This is a genomic window from Nocardia brevicatena NBRC 12119 (assembly GCF_000308495.1).
GTDB lineage: Bacteria > Actinomycetota > Actinomycetes > Mycobacteriales > Mycobacteriaceae > Nocardia > Nocardia brevicatena.
This window is the reverse complement of the sequence record NZ_BAFU01000007.1, coordinates 40,949-54,320: the sequence shown is the minus strand read 5'-3', so window position 1 is coordinate 54,320 and position 13,372 is coordinate 40,949. Positions and strand designations below refer to the sequence as shown.

Sequence of the window (13,372 nt, the reverse complement as noted above, 5' to 3'; positions counted from 1 at the left end):
CGAGCGGCGCCACTCAGGGGCACGGCGTGTCGGACCGTAGCACGTCCACACGTCGCCGTTGGCCCGGCCCCGGGCATCCGCACCGAGATCGCGCTCAGGCGACCTCACCGATATTGCCGACCACCTTGTGCAGTTTCACCTGGCCTTCGGCCAGCTTGTAGGTCACACAGGCGATCGCGCATTCACCGGTCGCGACCCGCTGGGAGATGATCATCGACCGTTGCATGAGCAGCCGCCCGGTCTCCACGACATGCCGGGCCTCCAGCTCGTCCACGCTGGACAGGCCCTCGCGGCGGCCGATCAACATGGACGGCGTGACCCGCTCGACGATGCTGCGAATGAAACCTCCCGGCACCTCGCCGCCGTCCAGCGCGTCGAGGGTGGCCTTGACGGCTCCGCAGCTGTCGTGGCCGAGCACCACGATCAGGGGCACCTTCAGCACCCCGACGCCGTATTCGATGGAACCCAGCACCGAGGAGTCGATGACATGTCCGGCGGTGCGCACCACGAACATATCGCCGAGCCCCTGGTCGAAGATGAGTTCCGCCGCGACCCGAGAATCCCCGCAACCGAACAGAACCGCCGATGGGCTCTGTCCGGCAACGAGCTTGGCGCGGTCGGCGGCGCCCTGGCTAGGATGCAGCAGCGCACCGTTCATAAAGCGCTCGTTGCCTTCGCGAAGTGACTTCCAGGCACTGACCGGGTTGGATTGAGGCATAGTGTCCATTTTGCACGTATCCCTGCCGGGCCCCCGCGTCGGCGTTGTTACGGCGCGGCAAATACCGCCCGGCATCGGCGATATCGAAATGGTGAGGGCGAACGGCACGCAAGCGGGACACATGGTCGCACCGCGAGCGACGACGATGGGCAAGGCAAGGCGCGGGAGAAACAGGATGAGTCATACAGAGACCGAGGAGATCGCGGGGACCGAGGCCGCCGTGGACGTGGACATACTGGTGGACTGGTATCGGCGCACCGCCCGCGATCTGCCCTGGCGACGCCCCGGAGTGAGCGCCTGGCAGATCCTGATGAGCGAGATCATGCTGCAGCAGACCCCGGTCGCCCGAGTGGAACCGGTCTGGCGGGAATGGGTGGCACGCTGGCCGGTGCCGTCGGCCATGGCCGCGTCCACGCCGGGTGAGGTGCTGCGCGCCTGGGGGAAGCTGGGCTATCCGCGCCGCGCGCTGCGACTGCACGAATGTGCTCAGGTGCTGGCCACCGAGCACGGCGACGAGGTGCCCGCCGAGGTGGAGATTCTGCTCGGCCTCCCCGGTATCGGCGCCTACACCGCTCGAGCCGTCGCCTGTTTCGCCTACGGTCGGCGGGTGCCGGTGGTGGACACCAATGTCCGTCGGGTGGTCGCCCGCGCGGTACACGGACGAGCCGAGGCGGGCAATCCATCCGCCCGCGACCTGCGGGAAACCGAGGCCCTGCTGCCTCCGCAGGTCGATCGGGCGGCGGTGTTCTCGGCCGCGCTCATGGAACTCGGTGCCACGGTGTGCACCGCCCGCACCCCCGGCTGCGACCGCTGCCCGCTACCCCGCTGCGCCTGGGTGACGGCGGGCCGTCCGGCCGGGCAGTCGGTCCGCCGCACCCAGAAATACGACGGCACCGACCGCCAGGCCCGCGGCCGCCTCCTGGACGTACTGCGCGCGGCCTCCGGACCGGTGGAACGGGTGCGCCTGGACCTGGCCTGGACGCGCGACCCCGGCCAGCGTGACCGGGCACTGGATTCGCTGCTGGTGGACGGTCTCGTGGAGCAGACCGAGGACGGCCTGTTCGCCCTGGCAGGAGAGGCCGGCCAGGCGTGAACCCGCCCGACCCCACCCGGGGGCGGCCCGCGACGCAGTCACGGGCCGGCAGCACTCACCTGGCGTAACGCCCGTCTCGGCTCCGATCACACGCGGGTTGTCGACGAGCCGCACCCGGCCACATCCCCCGGACCGCGCATTTGCTGTCGGGCCACCGCGCATGCAGCCTGCCTCGAGCGTGATCTCACTTCTCCTACGGTCCTGGCCAGGCCGTCGACGGACTCACTCCCGACCGTATCCCTCGAGCGTCGGGATCGGCGCTTCGCGCTTCGGCAGCACCCGGGTCAGAAAACGCTCGACCTCCGCGCGGTAACGCGCGGGCCGATCGTCGTGCACCAGATGTCCCGCGTCATGAATGAGGACATGTTCGGCGCACGGATTCCGCTCGACCATGAGGCGCATCTGGCCCGGCGGAGTGATGGTGTGCTCCCCCTCGATGAGCAGGGTGGGCGCACGCACCGCCCGCCATTCGGACCAGAAGTCGCGACCGCCCCATTCCTCGGAGATATCGCGGAAGGTCGCAATCGAACCGTGCAGACGGTAGCCGTCGGGGCCGTGCGCGAAGGAGTTCAGGAAATACCGGCCCGCCACCGGGCCGAAGAAGTCCAGCACCGTGTCGGCGTCGGGGAACGGCTGCGGCCAGGCCTCGATCACGGCGGCCCAGTTCGCGGCGGTGCGGCCGGTGAAATCCGGGGCCATGTCCTCGACAACCAGGGCCCGGACCCGGTCGGGGTGACGGGCGGCGAAAACCCAGCCGTGCAGACCGCCCATGGAATGGCCGACCACCGTCATCGGTGCGGCCAGCTCCGCGGTGGCGGCGGCCAGATCCGCCACGAAGGCCTCGGTGGTGAGTTCGTCGGGAGCCGGGCGGCCGTGCCCGGCGGCGTCGAAGGTGTGGACATGCCCGTACCCGCGCAACCAGTCCAGGTGATCCCCCCACGTGCGCGAACTCCCCATCAGACCGTGCAACAACAGAATGGGGGCACCCACCCCACCTTCGTCGTGCAACACGGACCGAGTCTATTACCGCACAAAGCCCACAAATCCTCGGCCCACCCCCCAGCCGGCGCCAACGACACCTTCACGGATCAGCTCACCCGACGAGCGGGCCCGTCCCGACCGAAGCGATTCGCACCGACGAATTCACGCAGAGAGGAAAGCCCGAGCCATGAGAACCCCGACAGCACCGTTGAACGTGACTCGCCCAACACAGCCGGCCCCGGGCGTGGACGGACCGCAGCGACATCACGCAACGGCGACACCCAGAAGAAAAAACCCAAGGTCACGAAACCACAAAGGGTTGCGGCCCGTCTCGCGTTTCAGCGCCCGAAGCGCATGTGCCGAAGGCACGAGTCTCGGGCGCTGAAACGCGAGACCCGCCAGGGCCGCAACCCCGCGCCGCCGCCAGGCGGCGCAATCGGACACAGCAACCCCGGGCCGCCTCTGGCGGCGCAATCAGACAGAGCCCTAAGCTCGGGGTATGACCGTTGTGAAGATCAATGCGATCGAGGTCCCCGAGGGCGCGGGACCGGAACTCGAGAAGCGGTTCGCCCACCGCGCACACGCCGTGGAGAACTCCCCCGGTTTCCTCGGTTTCCAGCTGCTGCGCCCGGTGGCCGGTGAGAACCGGTATTTCGTGGTCACACAGTGGGATTCGGAGGAATCGTTCGCCGCGTGGCGGGACGGGCCGGCCAAGGAAGCCCACGCCGGACAGCAGAACAAGCCGGTCGCCACCGGGGCCTCGCTGCTGGAGTTCGAAGTCGTTCTGGACGTCGCGGGCAAGTCCGCTTCCTGACCGCCGGGTCGTGCGCCGGCCACAGTGTCCGCCGCATGTGCCGCGCCGGGTCGAAGGCGGGTGCGTATTGACTGTTACCGGGCGCGGGTGTCACAGTTCGAAGGACAAACGCGAAGGTGATGCGGTAATCCGGTGAGACTCCGGAGCGGTCGCGCCACTGTATTCCAGTCACCCGATCGGGGTGTCGGATAGCCAGACACCGGCACCCTCGCATGGACTCGACAGGACGCGTGTTCCGAGGAGGACCGGATTATGACCATCGCACACCCCCAGAGCCGAGCGCTTCCCGCTCCCGTTACGGATTCCCTGGTGACCGTCCTGGTCACGGTCGGTGTCGTCTTGTTGGCATTGCTCACGCTGTACCTGGTCGGGTTCGATCAGGGCGCCGTCTCCCGCAGTGGTATGTACCTGCACGAGCTGATGCACGACGGACGGCATCTGCTGGGGCTTCCGTGCCATTGATCGGATCGCTCACTTCTTTGCTGCTTCGCGGTTTGCTCGCCGGTTTTCTGGCGGGGCTGCTGGCCGGTACGGTCGGCTATTTCGTGGGCGAACCGAAGGTGGACGCCGCGATCGCCATCGAGGAATCCGCGGGCGGCCACAGTCACGGCGCCGTTGCCGAATCGCACGCCGGGCACACCCACGGCGGCGAGGAAGAACCTCTGGTCGGCCGCACCGGTCAGAAGGTCGGCCAGTTCCTGGCGACAGGTCTGGCCGGGATGGCGCTGGGGGCGATCTTCGCCGCGGTCGCGCATATCGCCCGCCGCCACACCACCTTGCCGGGTAACCGCCTGGCGCTCGTGCTCGGTATCGGTGGCTGGGCCGCCATCGTCGCGGTGCCGTTCTTCAAATACCCGGCGAACCCCCCGGCCGTCGGCGATCCGGAGACCATCAACGACCGGACACTGCTGTGGGTGGCCGCCGTACTCCTGGGTCTGGTGGCCGTCGGAGCCGGGGTGTGGGTGTGGAAACTGCTGTCCGTGCAGTCGGAAACCGTGCGCCTGATCGCGGCGATGGCGATATTCGTCCTGGTCACCGCGCTCGGCTACATCCTGCTACCCGGGGTGAACGAAGTGGGCGACGATTTCCCGGCGACTTTGCTGTGGCAGTTCCGCGTCGCATCGTTGTCGGTGTCGACGACATTGTGGGCCGCTCTCGGCCTGGTCTATGCCGGACTCACCGAATGGGCCGCTCGCAGCCGGACCCCGGTTCACGAACCCGCCACCACGGCCTGATCTCCGAAGCCGCGGCTCGTTGTCCGGGCTCTCGCCGGCGCGAGAGCCCGGACAACAGTTCAGGATTCGAGCGCGGCGTCCAGTCCGATGTTGTCCACCCCGGCCAGCGCCTTGCTCACCGGGCAGCCGGCCTTGGCGGCCTCGGCCGCGGCGGCGAAGCCGTCGGCGTCCAGTCCGGTGACCCGGCCACGAACGGTCAGGTCGATACCGCTGATCCGGAATCCCCCGGCCGGATCGGGGCCCAGCGTCACCGCGGCGGTGACGTCGAGGCTCTGCGGGGTGCCCCCCGCTCGGCCGATCTCGGCGGACAGCGCCATGGCGTAGCAGGACGAATGGGCGGCGGCGATCAGCTCCTCCGGGCTGGTCGTGCCGTCGGCGTTGTCGGCCGTACGCTTGGGGAACGACACGTCGTACTTGCCGACCCCCGAACTGGCCAGGTCGACTTGGCCGGAGCCGTCCTGCAGGCCACCGGTCCATGCGGTACGCGCGGTACGTGTTGGCATCACGATCCTTTCGCAGATGTTGTGTTCGCCTTCACCGATGAACGTACTCGTCCGGATCAGCCGGCCACAGCCGTACGCCGATCGAGCCGCTCCAGCACGGCGGGCCATGCCTCGCGATGGCGGTCCCGCGCCTGTTCACTCGCAAAACCGCTGTGGCGCAGGCGGAGCCGGATACCGCGCGGCTGTTTGATGAACTGCACCGTCACCACGGTCTCGGCTCCCTCGGTACCGCCCGCGCCGGTCACCCACGTCATCTCGACCAGACGGTCCGGTTCCAGGCGAAGGAACCGGCCGTAATGCGGCTGCCGGGCGCCCTCGTGCAGGGTCTCGAAATAGAAGGGTTCATTCACCTCAGGGCGCATCCGTACCGAGTCCGGTTCGGCGAACCAGATATCGAAACCCCGTGTCCATGCCAGATATAACAGCGATGCCGAAGCGGCCATGACATGCTCCACGGTGAGCTCGTACGGCCGTGCTGACAGGTCCGGTATACGCACTTGCTGGTCGACCATCGGGAAAGCCTAGCGCGTATACCGCGCCGTTCAGGGCGAAGTGGGATGACCGGCCGTTGGGGACCGGGTCATTGCCATCCGGGACGGACCAGACCGGATTCGTACGCCATCACGACGAGTTGGGTACGGTCGCGCGCGTCGAGTTTGGTGAGGATACGGCTGACATGGGTACGTGCCGTGGCCGGGCTCATGAACAACCGTTCGCCGATCTCGGTGTTCGTGAGCCCCTCGGCGACCAGGGTCAGCACTTCCCGTTCCCGGTCGGTGAGGTCGTCGAACACCGCCGGTGTCACTCCGGGCGGCGGCGGTTTGGCGCGAGCGGAGAATTCGGCGATGAGGCGGCGGGTGACGCCGGGGGAAAGCAGCGCGTCACCGGCCGCGACCACCCGGACGGCGCGCACCAGGTCGGCCGGTTCGGTGTGTTTGACCAGAAACCCGGTGGCGCCGGCCCGCATGGCCTCGAATACGTACTCGTCCAGTTCGAAGGTGGTCAGAACCACTACTTTCACCCGGGCCGATTCCGGGTCGTCGACAATCGCGCGGGTCGCGGCCAGCCCGTCCAGGACGGGCATTCGGATATCCATCAGGACCACATCGGGTGTCAGGGCCCGGCTCATCCGAATGGCCTGTTCACCGTTGTCGGCCTCGCCGACCACCTCGATATCGGGTTGGGCGTCGAGCAAGGCGACGAAACCGCCCCGGACCAGTGCCTGGTCGTCGGCGACGAGGACACGGATACTCATCGCACCTCGGCGTCCCGGGGGTCCGTATCCGCGGGGACGGCGCCGGTGTCGTGCCCTGCCGACAGCATGTCCACGCCGTCGGCGCCCCTGGTATCGCCCTCGGTGGATTCCGCACCGCCCGCCGCGGATCCCGCCTCGCCTGTGTCCCGGCCAGGCGCCCCGCCTGTGGGACCGGATGTGTCGATCACACCGAGCGGACGGCTCGGCAGGCGGGCGGCCACTCGGAAACCGCCGCTGGGGCGTGGACCCGCGGTGAGCGCGCCGCCGAGGGCGTGCGCACGTTCACGCATACCGATGATGCCGTTGCCGCCGGAACCGGAACGCTCCGACTTTCCGGCGGGCCGGGTGTTGTCGATGGTGAGGTCCACCGATTCGGTGGAATAGCGCACGGTCACCGTGGCTTCCACGCCCGGCGCGTGCCGGAGCACATTGGTCAGCGATTCCTGGATGATCCGGGCCGCCGTCATATCGATAACGCTGGGCAGAGGACGAGCGTCCCCCAGGACCTTGGTGTGCACGGACAATCCCGCGGTGCGGGAATGCCGCAGCAGTTCGTCCAGGTCGGCGATACTGGGGGCAGGGCTGCGGGGAGCCGGACCCGGTGCGGGACGGTTCACCCCGCCGCGTGCGGGACCGGGCGCGAGACCGGGAACGGGGTCGGGTACCGCGACCAGTCGGCGCCCGGTAGGGCCGTTGTCCCCGGCGTCCGCGGCGTGCCCGTCCGTATCCCGCCGCCGGGACCGATCCCGGGACGAGCGCTCTTCCCGGTACGGACGTTTGCCGAACAGTCGGCCACGGCCGGATGCGGGCTCCGAAGCCGGGTCGGAGCGGTCGTCCGTCTCCCACGACCGATCGTCGTCCGCATCGGCGGTGCCGTCCACGGGCGCACCCGAGCGGATGGCCTGCAACAGTGCGTGCACATCGACGAGCGCGTCCTTGCTCGTGGACTTGATCGCGGCCAGTGCCGTCGCCGCCTGCTGCGGTTTGGTGTGGAACAGTTCCAGGGCCACCGAGGACTGCACATTGATCAGCGAAAGACTGTGCGCGAGCACATCGTGCAGCTCCCGGGCTATGGCCAACCGTTCTTCACTGGCCCGACGCCGACGCTGCGCCTGGGCGGACCGGCGGGCGGCCTCGGCCCGCTGCCTGCGCGCCTCCAGCACCGCGCGCCGCTGCCGAATACCCTCGGCCATCCCGACCAACACCATCAACCACGCCATCAGCCCGATTGCCTGCCACACCCCGACCGGTCGGCCGAACAGTGCCGGAACAGGCCACACCAGCAGCAGATAACCGAGCGGAATCAACGGGTAGCCGAACCGGCGCGGACCGTGCACCCCCGCGGTGAGGAACGCGACGATCAGCGACAGGAAAACCGGTCCGTACCCGTAGTCGAGGAATACGAAGGCGATACAGACGCCCAGGGCGACCAGCAGAACCGACAGCGGCCGATAACGCCGGAACAGCAACGCGACCGGGCCGGCCAGCAGCAGCAGATATCCGAACAGGTCCAGCGATCGCACGCCGGTCTGTTGCAGGTTGGCCGCTCTCGCGCCGACCACCTGAACCAGGGCGACGGCCACCGCCGGTCCCACGTCCCACCCGACCAGGTCTCGACCAGACATCCCGAGCTTCCGCACCTGAACCAGCCTATGCGGCCGAAGGCGTCCGGCCATCCGTCACCACGCGTATTTCTTCATCCGGTTGTCGATCGGCCCCTGCGCCACCGCCTTTTTCGGAGCCGAGGGCCGCGCGAAGCCGTTCGGTATCGGCGCGCGGTCGTACGTGTGGCGGCGTACCGGAGAACAGGCCGGTGGACGGATGTGCCGAAAGACGTTCGGCGGGAGGGTTGTCCCGAGCGGTCGGCGGCCGGAGCGGATACCGGGTCCCGCTCGGGAAGGGAAGGAGCACAGCATGAGCGAAACGATCGTGCGAACGACGGGTCTGACCAAACGCTACGGCGACCATACCGCCGTGGACGGGGTGGATATGTGGGTCCGCGCAGGTGAGGTCTACGGGTTCCTCGGCCCGAACGGGGCGGGTAAGACGACGACGCTGCGGATGCTGGTGGGGTTGGTAGCGCCCAGCGCCGGCACCGCGACGATATTCGGCCACGCGCCCGGGGATCCGGTGGTACTCCGCCGAATCGGCGTACTGATCGAGGGTCCGGGCTGTTATCCGTACCTGTCCGGGCGCGACAACCTGCGGGTGCTGGCCCGCTACCGGGGGCTGGGCCGGGACGCCGTCGAGGAGGCCCTGGCCCGGGTCGGGTTGACGGCGCGGGCCGACGACAGGTACCGCACCTACTCCCTGGGTATGAAACAGCGGCTCGGTGTCGGCGCCGCCCTGCTCGGCAATCCCGACCTGCTCGTCCTCGACGAACCGACCAACGGCCTGGACCCGGCGGGGATGGCCGAGATGCGTGCCTTGATCGCGGAGTTGGCCGCCGACGGACACACCGTACTGCTGTCGAGCCACATGCTCAGCGAGGTGCAGGAGATCTGCGATCGGGTGGGGGTCATCTCGCGCGGCCGGTTGCTCGCGCAGTCCACCGTGACCGAACTGCGTGGTGGGGCGTCGCTGCTGGTGCGGGCGGAACCGGCCGAGGTGGCGTTTCCGGCGGTACAGCGGGCGATCGGGGCGAGTGCGCTGCTCACCGCGCGCGGTATCCGGATCGAGAGCGGCCCGGATACCGCGCCGGCGGTGGCCCGCGCGGTGATCGACGCCGGAGCCGACCTGCTCGAACTGCGGGTCGACGAAAGGACCCTGGAAGAAGCGTTTTTCGAGATGACCATGATGGAGGATGCGCGATGACCGCGATACCCGTTTCCACCGATCGGAGCCCGTTCGGCGGTTTTCTCGCCAGTATTCGGGCGGAGACGCTGCGCTTGCGCGGCTGGCCCGCCTTCTGGATCGTGCTCGGCACCTGGATCGCGCTGAACCTGGTGTTCACCTATCTGTTCAACTACCTCGCCTACAGCTCCGGTGAACAAACTGCCATGTCCGACGGACTCCCCCCGGATCGATTGCTGCCACAGTTGCTGCCTTCCGCGGTACCGGAGGTGTTCACGCAGGGTATGGCCATGTTCGGTGGGGCGCTGATGCTCATTCTCGGCGCTCTCACCACCGGCAGCGGCTATGGCTGGGGCACCTGGAAGACGGTGTTGACCCAGGGACCGTCGCGCACGGACGCGGCCACGGCGACGCTGGGCTGTCTGTTCACGGTGGCGGTCGGGGTCGTGCTCACCGCGTTCGCGGTGGATCTCGGCGTCGCCACACTCATCGCATTCACCGAATCTCAGCCGATCGTCATGCCGACGGTCGAACAGAGCATCGCCGGAATCGGCACCGGCGTGGCGATTCTCGGCATGTGGACGCTGGCGGGTGCGCTGATCGGCGCGATCGCCCGCGGCCCCGCCCTGGCGGTGGGGCTGGGACTGGTGTGGGTACTGGTGGTGGAGACACTGCTGCGTGGGGTGGAGAATATCTTCTCGCCGATCTCGGTGGTCACCGATCACCTGCCGGGTACCGCGGCCGGATCGCTGGCCGGTGCCATGCGCGATTCCACGGCCCCGACCACCCCCGGTGTCCTCGATATTCTCGGCCGCGGCGAGGCCGCGCTGGTGCTACTCGTCTATCTGGCGGTGTTCGGTGTCGGGACGGTATGGCTGGTCCGGACACGGGACCTGGCCTGACAGAGAATCGGATGCGGCGGGCGAGTTATCCATAACTCCGGCCCGCCCGCTTCTGCCAAAGGGTTCCGCTCGGTGATTGCGCGTCAGGATCGCGCTCCCCATGATCTCGGCGATCGGGTTCCACCGGGCGTGGCATTCGCCGTCCAGTTCGAGCACGTCCGCCTGCTTCACGATCCGGTCCAGATACCCCTCCAGATGGTCGGCACTCGGCGCGAACACCGCCTCGGCCTCATGGTGTCGGATACGTTCTTCGAGATCGGCCACCCCGGACAACCCGCCGGCGGCGCACAGCGTTTCGCACAGCTCGTAACCGAGCCGCAGAGCCAACCGCTCGATGCGACGGGTGTCGAATTCCGCACAGCCGGTGAGGTCGGTACGCAGGTAGGCGAGGGCCGGTACAAGGTCGTCGTCGGTCACGGGGCCTCCGACGAGTCGGGGGTGTGGTCCAGTGCGCGCAGACGGTCGATAACCCTGGTGAGGATGATGGCGTGCGGCACGTACGACAGGAACGATTTCGCCCTGGACTTGGCCCGCTCGTCGAGCGGGGGCCGATGAGGGAGTGCCATCACATCACCGCCGTGGCGTAGCTCAGTCCGTCCAGATAGCGGTGGCAGCCACCGTGTCCGGCGTGCGTGGACATCAGAAACCGCGCATGCTCGAGACTCGAGGGCGGGTGCGTGTCGCCGCATTTCTCGAGACGCCACCGGTTGATCAGCTCGGTGGGGGCGGTGCGAGTCATCGGACTCTGCCCGGGTCGAGGACAACCACGCCGGCTGCGACGAGCGTGTCCAGGGCCGCTTGTTTGCGGGCGCATTCGAGACCACAGTCCTTGTGCGTCTGCCAGGCGGCGTGCGCCGCAGCGGTGGTGAACGGTTGGTCCGGTTTCTCATGGGGCCAATTGGGTGCCCATATGCCCGAGCGCATTTCAGCGACGGGGTCGCCAATCTCTGTCATCGGAGACCTCGGTGTTGGGTTGTGGTGGTGTGGGATGGCCGACCCGCACGGTGCTGGGATCAAACCGATACGGGACGGTGCAGCACTCAAATCGTCTACCCTTAGTAAGGCCTTATAAAGGACATATATGAGGTCATAGAGAGGACATTTACTTACTATTCTCTTGGAATATGTCCTCATGGATGACTAGACTGCACTCATGGTTGTACCGGGGAACGCGGCGCTTCGTGCCGCCAGGCAAGCGTTCGGGTATCGATCTCAAGCAGCGCTGGCCGAGGCCGTGAACGAAACCGCGCGCGCGATCGGACTGCGAATCTCGGTTACCGCTCGGACGGTTCGTCGATGGGAATCTGCGGAACCTCCGTGGCCCCATCCCGAGCACGTAACCGCGCTGGAGGCGTTGTTCAAACGGCCGATTTCCGATCTGGGATTCACCCCGCCGTGGACCGATGAAGGTGCCACGAGTTCTGGCCGGCCGACGAGTCACCCGGCTGTGGATTTGCGTGGGGGACGCCGCTTCGGCGTGCCTATCGCACCACTTCCGGCATCCGTGGCCTCGGATTTCATGGCGATCACGGTGTCCCACCGTCACCTGTACTGGTCACTGCCTGCCGCAAGCCTGCACCGACCTGTCGCTGAACATGTACAACTCGGGATGTTTCTGCTGTCCCAGGCGCCCGCCAAGTCCGCTGTTCTCGGCAGGGCCGTTTCGGAATCGAGCCTCTTGGCGGGCCGTCTCGAATTCTTCGATCTACAGAAGCCCGAGCTCTCGCAACCCATTTTCGTGACTGCGCTCCAAGCAGCGCACGAAGCCGATGATCTCCTTCTCGGCGCGGCGGCCCTTGCGCACATGGCGTTCGCTCCGGCTTTCTCCGGCGACTCTTCTCGGGCCGAAGAAGCCCGGGAACGGCTGCGCGCGGCACGGACATTCGCGCGCAGAGGCGATGCCGGCGCCGAGATGATGGCATGGCTGGATGCGGTCGAGGCGGAGGTGGAGACCCGCGTGGGTGATATCCGGCGAGCACTGGATCTGCTCCACCACGCTGAAGAAACCTATCGGGAACACGATGCCGATGCGCACCCGTCGCCGCCCTGGCTGGACTGGTTCTCGCCCACTCGACTGGCCGGGTTCAAGGGGCACACCCTGATGGCTGCCGGTCGAAGTCGTGAAGCACAGGAAACACTCGAACAAGCCTTGGCCGCACTCCCGGACGAGGCGGTGAAGCAACGATCGGTCTTTCTGGCAGACCTTGCAGGAACAGCTGCCCACGCAGGCAACCCCGAACAGGCATGCAGGTACCTCGAAGAAGCGCTGGATCAGCTCGGCCGGACCTGGTACGCGACCGGCATGGACCGAATCAAGGCCGTTCGGCAAACACTGCGGCAGTGGGACTCACTGCCGATCGTACGCAGCCTGGACGATCGCCTGTACAACTGGCATACAACCGTCGGTTCCCTTACGCGCTAGGGCGGTTAAGCCTCGGTGGCAACGATGTCCGGAAGTTCGGTGAGGTCACGGATGCGCCAGTCGGACAGCTCCGCGACCTCCGGCCTATCGCGCAGAATCCAGCCCCACGGTCCCCGCTGAATATAGGCCGTCCGCATACCGGCTCTCTTCGCGGGCGCGACATCGTTGTCGAGCCGGTCACCTACGTAGACGATCTCGTCGGCGCCGCACGGTGCTTCCTCGATCACCTTTTCGAAGAATTGTGCGGAGGGTTTTTCTACGCCCCAGTCGTCCGAGGTGGCAATGAAGTCGGCCGGCAGGTTCAGCTCGCGCAGTAGCTTGCCGGATCGAACCGTCTGATTACCGACGATCCCAACCCAGATTCCCATTTCGCGTAATTTGGAGAGTGCCGGACGAACATCCGGATACAGGTCGTCTTCGCCGAACCATTCCGGCTGTCCGGCATCCGCCCGAGCTTGACGCTCCCGGGTCAGATCGAACCCCGGCCGGAACACCTGGAACGTCTCTCGGTAATCCTTCCCCGCCGCGATGGCCGCACCGAAGACCGCAACGAACGTGTGCCGGGGCACACCGAGCCAGTCTGCCCATGTTCCATACTCACGAGTCTCATCTACGAGCGTCTCGCCCACGTCGAACACCACAGCCGAAATCACGAC

At 67.2% G+C, this 13,372-nt stretch carries 18 protein-coding genes and 1 riboswitch; of the genes, 7 read left to right on the top strand and 11 right to left on the bottom strand.

Annotated elements, in window-relative coordinates:
* Nucleotides 1–94: 94 nt before the first annotated feature.
* On the bottom strand, nucleotides 95–718 hold the full coding sequence (locus tag ON20_RS01670) for a carbonic anhydrase (protein ID WP_040833073.1): 624 nt from the start codon (nucleotides 716–718) through the stop codon (nucleotides 95–97).
* 175 nt (nucleotides 719–893) lie between these two features.
* Between ON20_RS01670 and ON20_RS01665 the strand changes: the two genes are divergently transcribed.
* A complete protein-coding gene (locus ON20_RS01665) occupies nucleotides 894–1,811 on the top strand; it encodes an HhH-GPD family protein (protein WP_051161392.1) in 918 nt (305 codons plus the stop codon).
* Nucleotides 1,812–2,033: 222 nt separating this feature from the next.
* On the opposite strand, the gene ON20_RS01660 is transcribed toward ON20_RS01665, so the two are convergent.
* Entirely contained in the window at nucleotides 2,034–2,822 is a 789-nt protein-coding gene (locus ON20_RS01660) for an alpha/beta fold hydrolase (protein ID WP_051161390.1), read from the bottom strand.
* A 469-nt stretch (nucleotides 2,823–3,291) separates the two neighbouring features.
* Here ON20_RS01660 and mhuD point away from each other — a divergent pair, with 469 nt between their 5' ends.
* From mhuD to ON20_RS01645, 3 genes are all read left to right on the top strand, one after another.
* Entirely contained in the window at nucleotides 3,292–3,606 is a 315-nt protein-coding gene (mhuD, locus tag ON20_RS01655) for a mycobilin-forming heme oxygenase MhuD (RefSeq protein WP_040833032.1), read from the top strand.
* Between the two features lie 70 nt (nucleotides 3,607–3,676).
* Nucleotides 3,677–3,828, top strand: a riboswitch (cobalamin riboswitch).
* 30 nt (nucleotides 3,829–3,858) lie between these two features.
* Entirely contained in the window at nucleotides 3,859–4,068 is a 210-nt protein-coding gene (locus tag ON20_RS01650) for a CbtB domain-containing protein (RefSeq protein WP_040833031.1), read from the top strand.
* The gene (locus tag ON20_RS01645) at nucleotides 4,059–4,841 is read left to right on the top strand and encodes a CbtA family protein (protein ID WP_040833030.1); all 783 of its coding nucleotides are present in this window, start codon (nucleotides 4,059–4,061) and stop codon (nucleotides 4,839–4,841) included. The genes ON20_RS01650 and ON20_RS01645 overlap by 10 nt, the downstream gene beginning before the upstream one ends.
* 59 nt (nucleotides 4,842–4,900) lie before the next feature.
* Here ON20_RS01645 and ON20_RS01640 read toward each other — a convergent pair whose 3' ends face one another.
* The 4 genes from ON20_RS01640 to ON20_RS01625 all read right to left on the bottom strand — a co-directional run bounded on the left by ON20_RS01640 (nucleotide 4,901) and on the right by ON20_RS01625 (nucleotide 8,224).
* Nucleotides 4,901–5,344, bottom strand: a complete 444-nt coding sequence (locus tag ON20_RS01640; RefSeq protein WP_040833029.1) for an OsmC family peroxiredoxin — start codon at nucleotides 5,342–5,344, stop codon at nucleotides 4,901–4,903.
* Between the two features lie 56 nt (nucleotides 5,345–5,400).
* Nucleotides 5,401–5,856, bottom strand: coding sequence for an SRPBCC family protein (locus ON20_RS01635; RefSeq protein ID WP_040833028.1), 456 nt, complete (start codon nucleotides 5,854–5,856; stop codon nucleotides 5,401–5,403).
* A 68-nt stretch (nucleotides 5,857–5,924) separates the two neighbouring features.
* Complete coding sequence (locus ON20_RS01630; RefSeq protein ID WP_040833027.1) at nucleotides 5,925–6,599, bottom strand: response regulator transcription factor; 675 nt, start codon at nucleotides 6,597–6,599, stop codon at nucleotides 5,925–5,927.
* The gene (locus ON20_RS01625; protein WP_083864482.1) at nucleotides 6,596–8,224 is read right to left on the bottom strand and encodes a sensor histidine kinase; all 1,629 of its coding nucleotides are present in this window, start codon (nucleotides 8,222–8,224) and stop codon (nucleotides 6,596–6,598) included. Before ON20_RS01625 ends, ON20_RS01630 begins: the two co-directional genes overlap by 4 nt.
* Nucleotides 8,225–8,513: 289 nt before the next feature.
* Between ON20_RS01625 and ON20_RS01620 the strand changes: the two genes are divergently transcribed.
* Nucleotides 8,514–9,413 carry an ABC transporter ATP-binding protein gene (locus ON20_RS01620; protein ID WP_040833069.1) on the top strand — a complete coding sequence of 300 codons (900 nt, stop codon included), beginning with the start codon at nucleotides 8,514–8,516 and terminating at the stop codon, nucleotides 9,411–9,413.
* Nucleotides 9,410–10,294 (top strand): ABC transporter permease, encoded by an 885-nt coding sequence (locus ON20_RS01615; protein ID WP_051161386.1) that lies wholly within the window; start codon nucleotides 9,410–9,412, stop codon nucleotides 10,292–10,294. Before ON20_RS01620 ends, ON20_RS01615 begins: the two co-directional genes overlap by 4 nt.
* On the opposite strand, the gene ON20_RS01610 is transcribed toward ON20_RS01615, so the two are convergent.
* From ON20_RS01610 to ON20_RS01605, 4 genes are read right to left on the bottom strand one after another with little or no spacing between them, the layout of a single operon-like run.
* The gene (locus ON20_RS01610; protein WP_040833026.1) at nucleotides 10,226–10,711 is read right to left on the bottom strand and encodes a hypothetical protein; all 486 of its coding nucleotides are present in this window, start codon (nucleotides 10,709–10,711) and stop codon (nucleotides 10,226–10,228) included. The two genes, ON20_RS01615 and ON20_RS01610, sit on opposite strands and share 69 nt — an antisense overlap.
* Complete coding sequence (locus ON20_RS36010; protein ID WP_157228642.1) at nucleotides 10,708–10,860, bottom strand: hypothetical protein; 153 nt, start codon at nucleotides 10,858–10,860, stop codon at nucleotides 10,708–10,710. Before ON20_RS36010 ends, ON20_RS01610 begins: the two co-directional genes overlap by 4 nt.
* The gene (locus tag ON20_RS36005; protein WP_157228641.1) at nucleotides 10,860–11,033 is read right to left on the bottom strand and encodes a hypothetical protein; all 174 of its coding nucleotides are present in this window, start codon (nucleotides 11,031–11,033) and stop codon (nucleotides 10,860–10,862) included. The genes ON20_RS36010 and ON20_RS36005 overlap by 1 nt, the downstream gene beginning before the upstream one ends.
* Entirely contained in the window at nucleotides 11,030–11,248 is a 219-nt protein-coding gene (locus tag ON20_RS01605; RefSeq protein ID WP_157228640.1) for a hypothetical protein, read from the bottom strand. The genes ON20_RS36005 and ON20_RS01605 overlap by 4 nt, the downstream gene beginning before the upstream one ends.
* A gap of 199 nt (nucleotides 11,249–11,447) precedes the next feature.
* Here ON20_RS01605 and ON20_RS01600 point away from each other — a divergent pair, with 199 nt between their 5' ends.
* Entirely contained in the window at nucleotides 11,448–12,716 is a 1,269-nt protein-coding gene (locus ON20_RS01600) for a helix-turn-helix domain-containing protein (protein WP_040833024.1), read from the top strand.
* 5 nt (nucleotides 12,717–12,721) lie between these two features.
* On the opposite strand, the gene ON20_RS01595 is transcribed toward ON20_RS01600, so the two are convergent.
* The gene (locus ON20_RS01595; RefSeq protein ID WP_040833067.1) at nucleotides 12,722–13,369 is read right to left on the bottom strand and encodes an HAD family hydrolase; all 648 of its coding nucleotides are present in this window, start codon (nucleotides 13,367–13,369) and stop codon (nucleotides 12,722–12,724) included.
* Nucleotides 13,370–13,372: the final 3 nt, after the last annotated feature.